We start from the raw sequence: 16,697 nt of genomic DNA on the forward strand, positions 1-16,697 counted from the left end.
GACAGGCGCTAAATGCTCATAGCGAAGAGAGGGGTACCGATATGGAATATGCAATTGAACTAAAGGAACTGACGAAACGGTTTAATCAGTTCACGGCCAACGACAAGATTTCTTTTCAGGTAGAGAAGGGGGAGATCCACGCGCTGGCAGGAGAGAATGGGGCGGGTAAGACGACACTGATGAATATGATTTACGGTCTCTATACGCCGACTTCAGGAGAATTATGGATTAATGGGGAGCAGGTTAAATTCACCAGCTCAAGAGATTCCATCGCCAAAGGCATTGGCATGGTGCATCAGCATTTCATGCTGGTTCCAAAGCTCACGGTGGCGGAAAATATCATCGCGGGCCAGGAGACCGGATCGCCGCTTAAGCTGGACCGGAAGACGGCGGAGAAGCAGATTGCCGAGCTGTCCGATCAGTACGGACTGAAGATTGATCCGGCGGTGAAGGTTGGCGACCTGTCCGTGACCATGCAGCAGAGAGTGGAGATTTTGAAGGTACTGTACCGCCGTGCGGAAATACTTATTTTTGACGAGCCGACGGCCGTGCTGACGCCGCAGGAGATCGACGAGTTCTGTGATATCCTGCTAAAACTCAAACAGCAGGGAAAGACGATTCTTTTCATCAGTCATAAATTAAATGAGGTCATGAAAATATCGGATCAGGTAACGGTAATCCGGCTCGGCAAGGTGATCGGAACGGTGAAGACCAGCGAGACCACGCCGGAAGAGCTGACCAGGATGATGGTGGGACGCGATATCTCCCTGGGAGGCGGCGCCCGTGAGGAGATGAAGACACCGAAGGAGATCTTAAAGATTGACCACGTGTCTTATAAGAACAGCAAAAACATTAAGAAGGTGGATGGTTTAAGCCTTTCCGTGAAAGCCGGGGAGATTCTGGGAATCGCCGGAGTGGACGGCAACGGCCAGGAGGAACTGGTGGAGATGATCTGCGGTCTGCGGAATATGGATGAAGGCGATATCCGCCTCGATGGAGAATCCATTAAAAACCGTCCTACGGGAATGGTTCAGGACATGGGAATCGGATATATCCCGGAGGACCGCCACAAAGATGGTCTGGTACTGGATTTCTCCATTGCGGAAAATGTGATTCTCGGACAGCACAGAAAACCGCTGTTTGCGAAACACGGGCTGATCATGAAGAAAAAGGAGATCGGGGAGACGGCGGAGAGTTTAAGGGAACAGTTCGATATCCGGTGCTCCGGTGTAGATTCGGCAGCGTCCACGCTGTCCGGCGGAAACCAGCAGAAAATCGTAATTGCAAGAGCCATTTTCCGCGGACCGAAGGCAATCCTGGCGGTTCAGCCCACCAGAGGCCTGGACGTAGGAGCGATAGAATACATACACAAGGCGCTGGTGGAGCAGAGAAACCAGGGAAAGGCCGTGCTGCTTTTATCACTGGAGCTGGATGAGATTCTGTCCTTAAGCGACCGGATCGCGGTTATTCATAAAGGAAAAATTGTGGGAATCGTAGATGCCCATAAGACGACGAGAGAAGAACTGGGGCTCATGATGCTGGGGCATGTGACCGGAAAGGAGGAGGAAGCATGACGAAGGAGAAGAAGAACGAAAAAAAGAAAGATGGCTTAAACGGTGTGCTGATGCAGGTCGCCATTTCCATTATTTCGATCGTATTTGCTTTCCTGGTAGGAGGAATTATCATAGCAGCCATGGGCGAGAACCCATTTAAAGCGTATTCTGTGCTGATCAAGGGCGCTGTGGGAACACCGGTGGCACTGACGGTTTCCTTAACCAAGACAGTGCCGTTGATCTTAACCGGTCTCGCCGTGGCGGTGGCTCAAAAGAGCCGCGTGTTCAACATCGGCGCCGAGGGGCAGCTCCTGGTGGGCGCGTTTGCCGCAGGCTACGTAGGCTTCACTTTTCATCTTCCTGCGCCGCTTCACATTCTGCTCTGTCTGGCGGCCGCTGTGATTGCAGGTATGTTCTGGGCGTTTATCGCGGCATTTTTAAAGTATTCGAGGAATGTTCACGTGGTTATTGCTACGATTATGTTAAACTACATTGCAACCTCCCTGGTCCAGTATTTCGTCTGCGGACCGTTTAAGGAACCGGGGGCTACCTTTAACGCGACATCGGCGATTGCCGGGACGGCAAAGCTGCCGCAGATTCTGCCGCGGCCGCTGTCCTTAAACCTGGGGTTTGTCATTGCTCTGGTGATGATTGCCGCATGCTGGTTTTTGCTTAATAAGACCACTACCGGATATGAGATGAGAGCAGTCGGCTCCAATCCAAATGCCAGCCGCGTGGGCGGAATCAATATTAAGAAAAACATGTTCATGGCGCTGGTTTTAAGCGGCGCGCTGGCCGGACTGGCCGGCGGAATCGAGGTGTCCGGAAGCTTATACCGTGTGATGGAGGGCTTCTCTCCGGGATACGGCTTTAATGGAATTCCCGTTGCCATGATGGCGAACGGCAACCCCATCGCGATTTTCTTCTCGGCCTTCCTGCTGGGAGCCATGAGAAACGGTGCGCTGGCCATGCAGATTCAGCTGGGAATTTCCCAGGATATCGTGGATATTATTCAGGGCCTTGTTATTATCTTCCTGGGCTGTGATTATATGATCCGTTACTATATCAACCATGTACGTCTCGAAAGGAGGAAACTGGCATGACAGGAATGATTTCGATTCTACTGTTGTCAACCCTTCGGATGGGGACGCCTCTCGCCCTTACCGCTCTCGGCGGTACGATGTCAGAGCGTTCCGGCGTTACCAACATTGGTCTGGAAGGAATTTTAACCGCCGGCGCCTTTGCCGCGGTTGTGGGCAGTTATTTTACCGGAAATCCCTGGATCGGCGTTCTGTGTGCGATTATTATGGGAATTGCCATTTCAGCGATTCACTCGTTTATTGCGGTAACAGCCGGCGGCGCCCAGAATATCAGCGCCATGGCCCTCGTAATGCTGGCCAACGGTTTTTCTGCGGTGGGCTTAAATGCCATCTTTAAGAGCGCAGGCAACTCGGCCCAGGTAAACGCCCTGCCGACCACGCCGATCCTGGCCCACATACCGGTTGTGGGAGAGTTTTTAGCCAAGCTTTCACCTTTCGTTTACATTGCATTTATCATGCTGTTTGTAGTCTGGTATATTTTGAAGCACACGCCGCTTGGACTGCGCATCACCATGGTGGGCGAGCAGCCGAAGGCGGCGGAGACAGCCGGAATCAGCGTTGCAAAGATCCGGTATTTCTCCGTACTGGCGTCAGGCTTCTTAGGCGGACTGGGAGGTGCATACCTGTCTCTCGGGCAGATGAATCTCTATCAGGACGGGATGGTATCCGGTCGTGGTTATCTGGCTCTGGGTGCAGTAATCATGGGTAAATGGAACCCGGTGGGAGCATTTTTCTCAGCCATGTTCTTCGGTTTATTTGAGGCAATCCAGATTTATGTACAGATGATACCGAATTTCCCGGTGCCTCACGAGTTTATTGAAATGATTCCGTATGTGGCGAGCCTGATCGTTCTGGCCGGCTTCATCGGAAAGGCGGAGGGACCGGCCGCCAACGGCAAACCGTATTCACGGTTCGTGAATTTAAGGTAAAGAATCAGCCGTGCGGCAGTTTGCATGGAAAAGTGTGTTACAAGCTTGCTTGTATAAGCGCTTTTCTGTGCAAACTGACATAGGGCGGAACGCCCGGGCTTCTTGTTTTCGTGCTGTTCGAAAACAAGAAGATGCACGGCTGAAACTGGAGTTTGCATGGAAAAGTGTGTTACAAGCTTGCTTGTATAAGCGCTTTTCTGTGCAAACTGACATAGGGCGGAACGCCCGGGCTTCTTGTTTTCGTGCTGTTCGAAAACAAGAAGATGCACAGATGAACAGGTACGTAAGCGGGCAGGCAGTGCCCGCTTACGTGCTTATAAGAAGGAGGGAAATATTATGAGACAAGGGGATCTGATCGTTAATCCTACACTGGCCTGCGGGAATCCCTTGAATTTTAAGGAAGATTTAGATATACTTGAAAAAACAGGAATTAAGATTCTGCATATCGACATCATGGATGGCCATTACGTGCCGAATCTCTGCTTCGATACCGGGATGGTTGGGCGAATCCGGAAAAACTATTCGTTTCTACTGGATGTCCACTTAATGGTGACGAATCCGGAGGCCTATATCCAGCCGCTCGCGGCGGCCGGAGCGGATTATGTAAGCTTTCATTTTGATGCAACCCATTTTCCGATCCGAATGCTGAATCAGATACGGGAAAACGGCATGAAGGGCGGCGTGGTGCTGAATCCGGCCCAGTCTCCCGAGCTGCTTGCAGGGACGCTTCCTTACCTGGATTTTGTACTGGTGATGGGCGTGGAGCCCGGATTTTCCGGTCAGAAGTTCCTGGAGGGAACCGTGGAAAAGGTGAGAACGCTTAAGGGTATGCGGGAGCAAATGGGGCTTTCCTATCTGATCGAAGCCGACGGCGGCGTGGACCGGGAGAATACCGTTACCCTGTTAAAGCAGGGGGCGGATATCCTGGTGTCGGGTGCGTTTGGTGTGTTTGAAGGAAGAAATGGGCTCGAGCAGGACTGCAGGGAGTACCAGGAACTGGCGCTTAGGGCAGCCGGAGAGAAGCAGACTGATTTATAAGTAACGGAATTCATCATGAGCAGCAGACAGACGAAGGGGGGAAATGGTGTGGCGACAATTAAAGATATTGCAAGAGTAGCGGGCGTGTCTACAGCGACCGTGTCCATGGTCTTAAACGGAAAGGACTGCATTACCAAAAAGACGAAAGAGAAGGTGATGGCGGCCGCCAGGGAGGTGGACTATATACCGAGTATTGCGGCCAAATCGCTGAAGACAAAGCGCAGCTATACCATCGCCCTTTTTGTTGGAGATATCGCAAACCCGTTTTTCCCGGAGATTATAAAGGGTGTGGAAGCAGCAGCCAAAGATCGGAATTACAGCGTCATCATCTATGATCTGTCCGGGCAGGACCAGGACTTTGTGGAGCAGATTGATAAGGCGGCCAGCCAGAAGGTGGACGGCTTTTTTATCACCGGCAGCACACAGATTTCAGAGGAAGCGAAAAAGAGACTTTTAATGATTGCGGACTCAGGCATCAAGATGATATCCTGCAACCGGTTTATGGAATGGGGCGAATTCCCGCTAATCTATACCTCGGAGGGAGAACAGGTGGACGGCCTGCTGAGCAAGCTGGCGGCGCTGGGACATAAGCATATTGGCTGTATCTCCGGCTATCCGGAATACTGGGTGGCGGAGCGAAGGGAAGATTTCTACCGGAAGACGCTGGAGCAGTACGGTTTATACCATCCGGAGTATATCGTGAACGGCGGATTCTTCATAGAAGATGGTATCCGCAACACAAAGAAGCTTTTAAAGGAACAGCCGCAGATTACCGCGGTGATGTGCGTTAATGATACACTGGCAATTGGCTGTAATGCGGCCGCCAGGGAACTGGGACTTAAGGTTCCGGAGGACTTGTCCATATTCGGCGTGGATGGCGTGGAGTGCCTGAAATATTTTGCGCCGCAGATTACAACTGTGGATACTCATCGGTATGAGTATGGTTACAAGGGGACCGTCAGGCTGATCGAGCTGATCGAGGACGACGGGAGCCGGAAGCAGGAGCTGCTGGAGACCATGGTATGTTCCTGTTCCATTCAGCAGGGAGATACGATTGCCCCGCCGAGAAAAGAAAAATATGAGAACGAAGAAAGAGAGATAAAAGAAGAAAGATAAGAAATGAGAAATAGAATCGTAAATGGAGAAAGGCTGGATAAAGGAATGAGAATAGGAATCGGATGCGACCACGGCGGTTATGAGATGAAGGAAGAACTGAAAAAAAGACTGACCGACGGCGGACATGCAGTTACAGATAAAGGAATTTACAGTGTCAGTGAGGCAGACTATCCTGACGTGGCCGCAGAAGTGGCAGAGGGAGTTGCCGCCGGAGATTACGACTGCGCGGTTCTGGTGTGCGGAACAGGGATCGGTATGAGCATTGCGGCCAACAAGGTGAATGGGATCCGTGCCGCGCTTGTGACCGATACATTTTCGGCCAGGATGGCGAAGGAGCATAACAATGCCAACATCATCACGCTGGGAGCCAGAACAGTGGGAATCGAGCTGGCGTGGGAGCTGGTAAACGCGTATCTGGGAGCGGAGTTCCTTGGGGGCAAGCATCTGGTGCGGGTTGAGAAGATTATGAGGCTGGAAGGAAAATCAGAATAAAGGATAATTGTCTGAAAAATCAGGTAAAGAATGCACTGCAGGCCAGACTGCGGCAGCTTTTTTACCTGATTTTTTTGTTTTAATATTGGATAAAGTGCGAGGCCTGCACTTATAAACTTATTTGAAATGATATAAATGATATAAAAAACATAAACGATATAATAAATGTTGACTTTGATATATGACAATGCTATATTGTATTTAAATGAAACATCTGCTGTACAGAAATATACTGTTTATTTGGAACATATTACCATGAGAGAAGGAGGAGGTATTTTGAATTACATAAAAAATGATGAAAGAAGAAGGAACAGACACGGATTTGGGAATCAGAATGTTATGGGAAGAGTCTTTACCGCACCGCCGGTTCTTCTGTTTTTCTTATTCACCTTTATTCCGATTATTATGGCGGTAGTGATCAGCTTTACCGACTATGATATTGTGAACGCGCCCCGGTTTGTGGGGCTGTACAATTACAGGAAGATGGTAAATGATGAATTCTTCTGGATTGCCCTCAAGAACACGTGCGTATATACGCTGCTGTATGTGCCGGGCGGCCTGCTCCTCTCTCTGGGAGCGGCCCTGTACTTAAATGTAAACCGGAAATTCGTAAGTGTCTTCCGGACGCTCTTTTATCTTCCGGTGCTTTCCTCCACTGTGGCGACCGCCACGCTGTGGTTCTGGATTCTGAATCCTCAGCTGGGCCTGTTGAACGGAGTTCTGGAGCTGTTTGGCATATCGGGGCCTGCCTGGCTCTACGACAGCCGATGGGCCATGCTGGCCGTGGTTATGATGAGTCTCTGGGCGGGATTCGGGACAAATATGATGATCTTCTTATCCGGTTTAAAGGGGGTATCCCAGTCTCTGTACGAGGCCGCCAGGGTAGAAGGCGCCAACCGGTGGCAGATTTTTACGCACATCACATGGCCATCCATCTCCAAGACCACATTTCTCGTGACGACGATGCTGATCATCTCCAGTTTTCAGGTGTTTGACCAGGCGTTTATCCTGACGAGAGGAGGCCCCGGAAACGCCACGATCACACTGGTCTATTACATTTATAACAATGGTTTTAATAATCTGAACATGGGTTATGCCTCCAGCATTTCCATGGTCCTGTTTCTGATTATCCTGGTATTTTCCATAATCAATACCAGGCTGAACAATGCGGATATTTAAGAGAGGAGGAAGAAGATGAACAGCCGTGAAGTAAGAAGACGTACAAAGAGTATTTTATGGTATACGGGAGCGGTCCTGATATCTCTTGCCACCGTGTATCCGTTCCTGTGGATGGTATCCACATCATTTAAGCCGGAGGCGGAGATTTACTCCAACTCCCTGTCCCTGCTGTCCTCGAAGTTTACACTGGCCAATTACACGAAGGTGTTCAGAACCATGCCGTTTGCCAGGTATTTTATGAATTCCTTTATCCTGGCGGCCAGCGGCGTGGCGACGAACTTATTCTTCGGCGCGCTGGCGGGATACGGATTTGCAAAGCTTAAATTTCAGGGAAGAAAGGTGTCGTTTCTGATCCTGTTATCGTCGATGATGATCCCGGCGGTAGCCACCATGATTCCCCAGTTTCTTGTCTTAAAATTCTTCCCTCTGGTAGGCGGCAACAACTTATTCGGACAGGGCGGAAACGGCTTTATAAACAGTTACTTTGCCATCATCATTCCGGGCGCGGTAGGGGCCTTTGCAGTGTTTTTTATGAAGCAGTTCTTCGAGACGCTGCCGGACGAGCTGGCTGAGGCTGCCAGAGTCGATGGCTGCGGGGAGTTTAAGATATTTACGAAGATTTACTTTCCGCTGATCAAGCCTGCGGCCATTACGCTGGCGATCATGACATTCCAGTCGGGCTGGAACAGCTTTATGTGGCCTCTCATTGTGCTGAACTCCGATAAGATGAAGACGGTTCAGGTGGGGCTTGCCACGTTTCAGTACCAGTATGACACCCAGTACGGTCCGCTGATGGCAGGCACGGTGATCGCCACCCTGCCCATGGTCCTGCTGTTCTTATTTGCACAGAAATACTACGTGGAAGGGATTGCCTTCAGCGGAGGAAAATAAACTATATTTAAACCATAAAAAGGAGAAAACAAATATGAAAAAGTTAATGGCGGCCGTTCTGACGGCCACAGTAGCGACAGGTCTGCTGGCCGGATGCAGCACGGGCAATGGCGGAAATGGCGAAAAGGGTTCTGAGGCGGCAGGAAAGCAGGAAGTGACCATGTGGGGGTCCATGAGCGGCGACGCGGTGGAATACATCAACCAGATGACCGAGAATTACAACAATTCCCAGGAGAAGTACCATGTGACATACGCAGTACAGGACAGCATGGAAGAGAAGTTAGTCACTGCCATCGCCGGAGGGGACGTGCCGGACATCGTCATGTGGGACCGCTTTACCACGGCTACATACGCTGCAAAGGGAGCTTTTATGCCGCTGGATGACTACATAGCAGGCGACAAGGTGGATATGGACCAGTTTTACCAGCCCACAGTCGAAGAGATGAAGGGAAACGACGGCAAACAGTATGGCATTCCCCTGACGGTGGATACGAGAATTCTCTTCTATAATAAAGACCTTTTAAAGGAAGCCGGAGTGAATCCGGAGGAAATCAGTACGTGGGATGCCTTAAAGACCGCCGCTGCGGCACTTACAAAGAGAGATGCAGGCGGAAAGCTGGAACAGTCCGGTTTTTCCCTGTCGGATCCGGGGCTCTTCAATAACTGGATTCTCCAGGCGGGCGGAAAGATGGTGGATGATACGGTGACACCACCGGTTACCGCATTTAATTCCGATGCGGGACTGGCTGTGCTGAATTACTGGGATGAACTGCTGAATCAGGAGAAGGTCTATGATCTGGGCTTCGAGGATGGCTTCGGAGGAAACGGCTTTAAGGCAGGCAAGGTAGCCATCTGCTTCAACGGGCCATGGGCGCTCAAATCCTTAGATGAGTCGGGAATCTCCTACGGTGTACTGGAACAGCCCGAGGGCCCCGGAGGAGTGCGGTCCGCGATCATGGGTGGATTCGGCCTGGTAATTCCGAGTAAGGCAAAGAACGCGGACGCTGCGTGGGATTTCATCAAATGGTGGACGACACAACCGGAAAACGGCGTGGAATTTGCGAAGCTCAGTGCCAATCTTCCAGCCAATAAAAACGCGGCGGCAGACGATTACTTTATGAACGACGAGATTTTATCTGTATTTTCTAAGACCATGCTGTATGCCACGACGAGAATGCCGGTTCCGGGTTACTCCGATGTGGAAGGCCTGGCACTTCGGCCGCAGCTGGATCTGTTTGTGGGCGGAACGCTCTCCGCAGAGGAGGCTCTGGCCACGGCTCAGAAACAGGGCGATAAGATATTGGCGGAAGCAGCTTCCAAATAACGCTTCCCGCGGAATAAAGAGGAGACAGAACGATGGCAGACTTGAACGATGCATTAAACCTTGCCCAGGAGGCGCTGGAGCGCTGTTACTGGGATGACGAGAAGCAGTATTATGAGCACCATTTTCCGAGAAAAGAGGAGGAAGCCTTTGTATACTGGTGGCATGCCCATACGGTGGACGCCCTGCTGGACGGATACCTGCGTACCGGGAATGGCGTCTACATGGAACGGATCAGGAAGGAACTGACCGGCACCTGGAACGCCAATCACCAGACCTTTCTCCACAACTGGTATGACGATATGGAGTGGATCGCCCTGGCGCTTCTGCGTCTCTGGGATGTGACGGAAAACGACGCATGCAGAAAAGAGGTATTTACGATCTGGGAAGATGTGAAGACGGCCTGGAATGACCATATGGGCGGCGGACTGGCCTGGCAGAAGAAGCAGTTGGATTACAAAAATACGCCGGCCAACGCACCGGCGGCGATCCTGGCATTCCGTTTATACCAGAGATTTGGAAGGCCCGAGGATTTGGAGTGGGGCGAACGGATCTTTCAGTGGAACTTACGCCATCTGGTGGATCCTGACAATGGATTTGTCTGGGACGGGATCAACCGGCTGGGCGACGGAAAAGTAGACTATGAGTGGGAGTTTACGTACTGTCAGGGAGTATTTATGCAGGCAGCTTTAGAGTACTACCATATCACAAAGGATGAGGAATATTACGAGATGGCGCTTGCCACCTTTCGGGAGGCAAAACGGAGGCTGGCCGACAGCCACGGCGGTTTAATCCCGTATGAGGGACCGGATGACTGCGGTCTGTTCCGGGGGATTTTCTTCCGTTACTGCTGCGAGCTCTATGCGGAGAAGAAAAATGAGCCCGAGATCCGGGAGATGATTCACTTCCACGCGGAGACCGTGGCAAACCGGGGAATGAACCGGGAGGGGCTGATCGGCGGCAGCTGGGATGAGCCGGAGACAGGCACTGTGGATCTGGCTCAGCATCTGAGCGGAATCATGGTGATGGAGATGGCGGCAAGGTGCTGACCAGGGAACGGGAGCCGTTTGACTCCTGTAAGGACACATGGTATTATATAAATGATATATCATTTATATAATACCATGCAGTCTGGATGAAACGATAGAAAACGGCGGGGCTGAAAGAGAAGGAAGGGGAGCTTTCTTCTCATTGGCCCGTCTGCGCACAGGTTGAGTGAAGAATGGAGGAAGTCATGAAGGGAAAGCCATTATATGAAAGAATTTATCTGGAGATATTAAATGACATACGGTCAGGGAAGTATGAGACCGGTGTGCGGCTCCCTTCTGAGAAAGAACTGTGTGGAATCTATAATGTGAGCAGGATAACAGGAAAAAAGGCGATGGATATGCTGGCGGAGCGGAACATTATCATCCGGATGCCGGGGAAGGGATCGTTTGTCAACGACTCCTGGGAGCAGGCGGCAGAGTCTCTTCCGCAGGAGACAAAGACGGATTCTCCGGTGATCGGTGTGATTATGGACGGCTTTGGAGGCAGCTACGGCTATAAGCTGATTCTGGGAATTGAGAAGACCTGCAGGGAACTGGGATATTACATGGTGCTTCACTGTACCAATGGCAGCAGGACAGAAGAGAGCCGGGCAGTGGACCGGATGCTTTCCCTGGGCGCACAGGGGATCATCATCATGTGCGTGCACGGAGAGAATTTTAACTCGACTGTGCTGAAACTGGCGGTGGAGGAGTACCCCATCGTACTTTTAGACCGGAGGCTGAAAGGCGTTCCGGTATCGTATGTGGGGACGGACAACCAGAAAGCGGCCAGGGAACTGACGGACTGGCTCCTGGACCGGGGCCACCGGAATATCTGCTTTGCGTCCCACTGCGGAGTGGACACCCCTACGATCGCAGACCGTCATCTGGGCTTTCTGGACAGCCATTTAGAACACGGCCTGACCACGAATGAGTCCATGTGGCTGACGGATTTGAAGGCCACGCTGCCGTCCCACCGCACGGAGGAATCGCTCCGCGAGGATTATGATAAGGTGAAGGCGTTTATCGGAAGCCATCCGGATATCACGGCATTTTTCGCGGTGGAATACGATATTGCCAGAATCATCCGGAGTTCTCTCGTGCAGCTGGGCGTTGAGGAGAAGTATACGATTGTATGCTTCGACGGTTATGACAATATAACCGGAGAAGAGGACTTTACCCATATCAGCCAGGACGAGATCGCCATGGGACAGACGAGCGTATCCCTTGTGAGAGATCAGTTAAATGGCAGCCGGAATATCGAGCCGGTACTGATTCCGTATAAGATTATTCCCGCGGGCAATTAGTACAGCGTTGCGCAATGCTGTACCAGGAATTTGACCGAGACAGTTTAGCAGCCACTAAGATGAGTGCAAGAAAATTTCCAAAAGCACTCACAGGCTGGATGGAGGAAAAATGATAGAGAGACCGGAAATACTGACAGAGACAGCTGACGAGCTGGAAAATTACTATAAGAAAGCGTACCCGCCGCTGGCGCCGCTTGTGAAACCATGTTTTTTAAATACCATTGATACGACAGTAAAGAAGCTGGGGGAAGAGGAGTATTTCGTAATCACCGGAGATATCGAGGCCATGTGGCTCCGTGACTCCTCTTTTCAGGTTATGCACTACGTGCCGTTTGCAGCAAAGGATGAGAGGCTGCGGGCAATTCTGCGCGGCATTATAGGAAAACAGGCGAGTCAGATTTTGACGGACCCGTATGCCAACGCGTTTAACGAGGCTCCGGACGGCAGAGGCCACCAGGATAAAACGCAGTTAAACGACTGGGTATGGGAGCGGAAATACGAGCTGGATTCCCTCTGTGCGCCCCTTTATCTGGCGCATGCCTACTGGAAGGAAACTGGCAGCGCCGATATCTTTACAGAAGAATATGAGCGGATGCTGGCCGTACTCTTGTCAGTGGTCAAAACGGAGCAGAACCATGATAACTCGGCCTATACCTTTGAGCGGTCTGACTGCCCGGAGACCGACACTCTTCCGTGCGGAGGACTGGGGAATCCGGTGGGGCGTACGGGGATGTCCTGGTCTGGCTTTCGCCCTTCCGATGACTGCTGCACGTATGGCTATCTGATTCCTTCCAATATGATGGCGGTGGTTGCGCTGGGATTTGGGGAGGAGATTCTCCGGGAGGTATTAAAGAACATTTCCCTGGCAGAGGAATATGCGAAGACGAGGAAGCAGATCCAGGAGGGAATTGAAGCGTTTGGAATGGTGGAGCATCCGCGCTGCGGGAAGATGTACGCCTACGAGACAGACGGACTGGGCCGCTATAATCTGATGGATGACGCTAACTCTCCCAGCCTTTTAGCCATGCCGTACTTACATTACTGCGGCTGTGAGGATGAATTCTATGTCAATACGAGAAAATTCATACTGTCCGGGGATAACCCGTTTTACTACCGCGGCGCCTGTGCGGACGGTGTGGGAAGCCCCCATACGCCGGAGGATTACATATGGCATATTGCAATTGTTATGCGCGCACTGACCTCGGCTGACCGGGAGGAGATACTGGCCTGCTTAGAGCAGCTGGCCGGAACGCATGCAGGGCTTTACTTTATGCATGAGAGCTTCCATAAAGATGATCCCACCCGGTTTACCCGCTCCTGGTTTGCCTGGGCCAACAGCTTATTTTCTGCGTTAATGCTGAAATTGAAGGAAGAAGAGTTTTTCTTCTTGTAAGGAGACAGAGGAGACTGGTATTTTGTGGTGAAGGCGTACAGATTTCAGCAATGGCTGGAAACGAAATCTGTGCGCTTTTCTGTTTGCCGCGGCGGCTCGTGCAGAGAGTATGCGGGAGATCGTTTAAACTGTTTGAAACTATTTATGGAGGGGAAAGATGGGATTATCAGTTGGAGAGGAAACAAGATTCGGAATGAATCACGGGGCCGAAGAGGGGCCGAAGGAGAGACGGAAAAATGTTATCTGGTTCATCAGCGACCAGCACAGGGGGCAGGCGATGGGAATTCACGGTGATCCCAATGTGTCAACGCCCAACATGGACTGGCTGGCCCGCACCGGCTGTGACTTTGAAATGGCGTACTCCGGCATGCCGCTGTGCAGTCCGTTTCGGGGTTCCATGCTGACAAGCCGCTATCCGCACCACTGTGTGCCGGGCCATGAATATCCGCTGGATCCGAAGCTGCCGACGATTGCCAGTGTATTCCGGGAACATGGTTACGAGACTCTTTATCTGGGGAAATGGCATCTGGATGGATTCCACGAGAGCGAGGGCAGGGCGGCGTTTCATTTCATCCCGAGAGAGCGGAGAGGCGGTTTTGAAAAGTGGCTGGGATATGAGAATAACAACAGTCCATGGGATTCCTATGTACACGGAGACATGGGGGAGGGCGAGGTGATGAAGAAGCTGGAGGGCTATGAGACCGACGCCCTTACGGCCCTTTTGCTCCAATATCTGGACGAAGACAGGGAACGGCCGTTTTTTGCAGTGCTCTCGGTTCAGCCGCCTCACGATCCGTTTATTGCGCCGCCTGAATTTATGGGAGGCAGGAGCAGAGGAAGCGTTGAATTCAGGCAGAATGTGCCGTCGCTGCAAACGGTCAGGGACCGGGCGGCCGAAGATCTGGCCGGGTACTATGGAATGATTGAAAATGTGGACTGGAATCTGGGACGGGTGATCCGTAAGCTTCGTGGCAGGAAGCTGCTGGAACAGACGCATGTCATGTACTTCAGCGATCACGGAGACATGATGGGCTCTCACGGACAGTTCCGAAAGATGACGCCTTACGAGGAAGCGGTGAGAATTCCGTTTTTGATTGGCGGAGAGATTCCGATGGATTACGGTGCAAGGGGCTGCAAGGCGGTGAAGCGGGTGATGATAAACCATGTGGATATCGCTCCGACCACCCTGGGATTGTGCGGTATTGAGAAGCCAGACTGGATGGAGGGCTTTGACTACTCCTTCTGCCGGTTAAACCGGGGTGAAACGCACGGCGAAATCCCGGATTCCGTATATCTCCAGTCGGTGGCGCCCAACGGGGGACCGGACAGCGTGGATCAGCCATGGCGTGGAATCGTGACCAGGGATGGCTGGAAGTATGTGAGATTTTACGGAATGCCGTGGCTTCTGTACCACTTAACGGAAGATCCGCTGGAAGAGGTGAACCTGGCACACAACGGGGAATTCCGGGAAAAACGTCTGGAGCTGGAGGCGCGGCTCCGGGAGTGGGAGGAAAAGACCGGGGATTTCGACAGCTCCCGCATTGTAAGAGAGGAAAAAGTATGATATACTTTGGAGACAATTAAGAGATTGTTATAAGGGGGGACTGCGGACGCGGATTCCGCAGCATATACGGATGAAAAAATATATTGGAAACAGGGCTTTTTATCGGATGATACTCGCGATCGCGGTGCCGATCATGGTTCAGAACGGCATCACGAATTTTGTGGGGCTTCTGGATAATATTATGGTCGGAATGGTGGGAACGGAGCAGATGTCCGGCGTGGCCATCGTGAATCAGCTGATGTTTGTGTTTAATATCAGCATTTTCGGGGCGATTTCCGGCGCAGGTATTTTCAGCGCGCAGTTTTATGGCAGTGGAAATCATGAGGGCGTGCGCCATACGTTCCGTTTTAAGCTTATCTTCAGCGTTCTGATTATCGTCGTGGCGGGCCTTCTGTTTCTGGTATGGGGAGAAAGTTTTATATCCATGTATCTTCACGGTGAAGAGGATGCGGCGGGACTGGCTTTGGCGCTGGATCAGGGGCGCAAGTACATGCTGGTCATGATTCTGGGGATGATTCCATTTGGCATCGAGCAGGTTTACACCAGCACCTTAAGGGAGTGCGGAGAGACGGTTATCCCAATGAAAGCGGGAATCGTGGCCGTTCTTGTGAATCTCGTATTAAACTATATCCTTATTTTCGGAAAGTTTGGCGCGCCGGTGCTGGGCGTAGTAGGCGCGGCGGTAGCTACCGTGATATCCAGATTTATCGAGGCAGGGATTGTCATTCGGTGGACGCACTGCCATAAAAAGAAGAATCCATTTATCACAGGGGCGTATCGCAGCCTGTACATTCCCGGAAGTCTGGTGAGGCAGATCGTTATCAAGGGGATGCCCCTGATGGTCAACGAGGTCCTGTGGGCCGGCGGCATGGCGACGTTAATGCAGTGTTATTCTGTGCGCGGACTGGCGGCAGTGGCGGGAATCAATATTTCCTCCACCATCGGTAATGTATTCAATGTGGTGTATCTCGCCTTAGGCAACTCGGTGGCCATCATCATCGGTCAGCTGCTGGGGGCAGGAAAGATGGACGAGGCACGGGATACGGATACGAAGCTGATTGCATTTTCCGTGTGCCTCTGCCTTGGAATCGGTGCTGTGCTGGCGCTTCTGGCCCCTCTGTTCCCTATGATTTACAATACGACGGATGAGGTGAAGGCGCTGGCGACAGCATTTATCCGGGTGATTGCGCTGTATATGCCGATGGGGGCATTTCTGCACGCGTCGTATTTTACCCTGCGTTCCGGCGGGAAGACGATTGTGACCTTTGTCTTTGACAGCGTGTTCATGTGGGTGGTCAGCATTCCGTGCGCCTACGTGCTGAGCCGCTACACGGCGGTGCCGATCGTTCCCCTCTATTTCGCCTGCCAGATGATCGAGATTATTAAGTGTGTGATCGGTTATGTGCTGGTGAAAAAGGGGATATGGCTGCAGAATATTGTGGAGGCGTAGAGCATGTCTGAATCACAGAGAGATAAATCGGTATGATAAGGAGACTTTTGAGGAAATAAAGAGGCGGTAGGGTTAGAGGCTATTGCAGAGAAAGTAAAGCAGCTGGACGGTTTTCTGTCGTTGGGACGGAGGGCGTTTGGCTCTTTTTTTCTTGACGCGTGTGTGGGGGAGGGGGAGATAAAAATAAAAGGGGTTGACATAGTAAGCAGTGATATGTTATAAATAACATATGTAAAAGATAACATATAAAAGAGATGACATGCGGGAGCATTGATGTGTGAACCTAATCAATCATACTTAAAGGCAATAATACCTGAACCCAGCAATACCCGTCCC

At 51.5% G+C, this 16,697-nt stretch carries 14 protein-coding genes; all 14 read left to right on the top strand.

The features are described from left to right. Window positions 1-41 precede the first annotated feature (41 nt). The 14 genes from DFR60_RS17910 to DFR60_RS17975 all read left to right on the top strand — a co-directional run bounded on the left by DFR60_RS17910 (window position 42) and on the right by DFR60_RS17975 (window position 16,361). Window positions 42-1,574: an ABC transporter ATP-binding protein gene (locus DFR60_RS17910; protein WP_110324113.1), complete on the top strand. Its 1,533-nt coding sequence runs from the start codon at window positions 42-44 to the stop codon at window positions 1,572-1,574. After that, on the top strand, window positions 1,571-2,656 hold the full coding sequence (locus DFR60_RS17915) for an ABC transporter permease (protein ID WP_110324114.1): 1,086 nt from the start codon (window positions 1,571-1,573) through the stop codon (window positions 2,654-2,656). Before DFR60_RS17910 ends, DFR60_RS17915 begins: the two co-directional genes overlap by 4 nt. Next, window positions 2,653-3,582, top strand: coding sequence for an ABC transporter permease (locus tag DFR60_RS17920; protein WP_110324115.1), 930 nt, complete (start codon window positions 2,653-2,655; stop codon window positions 3,580-3,582). Before DFR60_RS17915 ends, DFR60_RS17920 begins: the two co-directional genes overlap by 4 nt. Window positions 3,583-3,918: 336 nt before the next feature. Continuing rightward, window positions 3,919-4,620, top strand: a complete 702-nt coding sequence (locus tag DFR60_RS17925; protein WP_110324116.1) for a ribulose-phosphate 3-epimerase — start codon at window positions 3,919-3,921, stop codon at window positions 4,618-4,620. 48 nt (window positions 4,621-4,668) lie between these two features. Further along, the gene (locus tag DFR60_RS17930; RefSeq protein ID WP_110324154.1) at window positions 4,669-5,736 is read left to right on the top strand and encodes a LacI family DNA-binding transcriptional regulator; all 1,068 of its coding nucleotides are present in this window, start codon (window positions 4,669-4,671) and stop codon (window positions 5,734-5,736) included. Between the two features lie 45 nt (window positions 5,737-5,781). Beyond that, window positions 5,782-6,228, top strand: coding sequence for a ribose 5-phosphate isomerase B (gene rpiB / locus DFR60_RS17935; protein ID WP_110324155.1), 447 nt, complete (start codon window positions 5,782-5,784; stop codon window positions 6,226-6,228). A gap of 276 nt (window positions 6,229-6,504) precedes the next feature. Next, window positions 6,505-7,407: a carbohydrate ABC transporter permease gene (locus tag DFR60_RS17940; protein WP_110324117.1), complete on the top strand. Its 903-nt coding sequence runs from the start codon at window positions 6,505-6,507 to the stop codon at window positions 7,405-7,407. 15 nt (window positions 7,408-7,422) lie between these two features. Continuing rightward, window positions 7,423-8,298 (top strand): carbohydrate ABC transporter permease, encoded by an 876-nt coding sequence (locus DFR60_RS17945; RefSeq protein ID WP_110324118.1) that lies wholly within the window; start codon window positions 7,423-7,425, stop codon window positions 8,296-8,298. A 34-nt stretch (window positions 8,299-8,332) separates the two neighbouring features. Further along, on the top strand, window positions 8,333-9,622 hold the full coding sequence (locus tag DFR60_RS17950; RefSeq protein ID WP_110324119.1) for an ABC transporter substrate-binding protein: 1,290 nt from the start codon (window positions 8,333-8,335) through the stop codon (window positions 9,620-9,622). 32 nt (window positions 9,623-9,654) lie between these two features. Next, window positions 9,655-10,668: a glycoside hydrolase family 76 protein gene (locus tag DFR60_RS17955; protein WP_110324120.1), complete on the top strand. Its 1,014-nt coding sequence runs from the start codon at window positions 9,655-9,657 to the stop codon at window positions 10,666-10,668. Between the two features lie 185 nt (window positions 10,669-10,853). After that, window positions 10,854-11,954 carry a GntR family transcriptional regulator gene (locus DFR60_RS17960; protein ID WP_110324121.1) on the top strand — a complete coding sequence of 367 codons (1,101 nt, stop codon included), beginning with the start codon at window positions 10,854-10,856 and terminating at the stop codon, window positions 11,952-11,954. A gap of 109 nt (window positions 11,955-12,063) precedes the next feature. Next, a complete protein-coding gene (locus DFR60_RS17965) occupies window positions 12,064-13,347 on the top strand; it encodes a glycoside hydrolase family 125 protein (RefSeq protein ID WP_110324122.1) in 1,284 nt (427 codons plus the stop codon). A gap of 157 nt (window positions 13,348-13,504) precedes the next feature. Beyond that, on the top strand, window positions 13,505-14,911 hold the full coding sequence (locus DFR60_RS17970; RefSeq protein ID WP_110324123.1) for a sulfatase family protein: 1,407 nt from the start codon (window positions 13,505-13,507) through the stop codon (window positions 14,909-14,911). Between the two features lie 70 nt (window positions 14,912-14,981). After that, window positions 14,982-16,361: an MATE family efflux transporter gene (locus tag DFR60_RS17975; RefSeq protein WP_110324124.1), complete on the top strand. Its 1,380-nt coding sequence runs from the start codon at window positions 14,982-14,984 to the stop codon at window positions 16,359-16,361. Window positions 16,362-16,697: the final 336 nt, after the last annotated feature.

Origin of the sequence: Hungatella effluvii, from assembly GCF_003201875.1 — a bacterium.
GTDB classification, from domain to species: Bacteria; Bacillota; Clostridia; order Lachnospirales; family Lachnospiraceae; genus Hungatella; species Hungatella effluvii.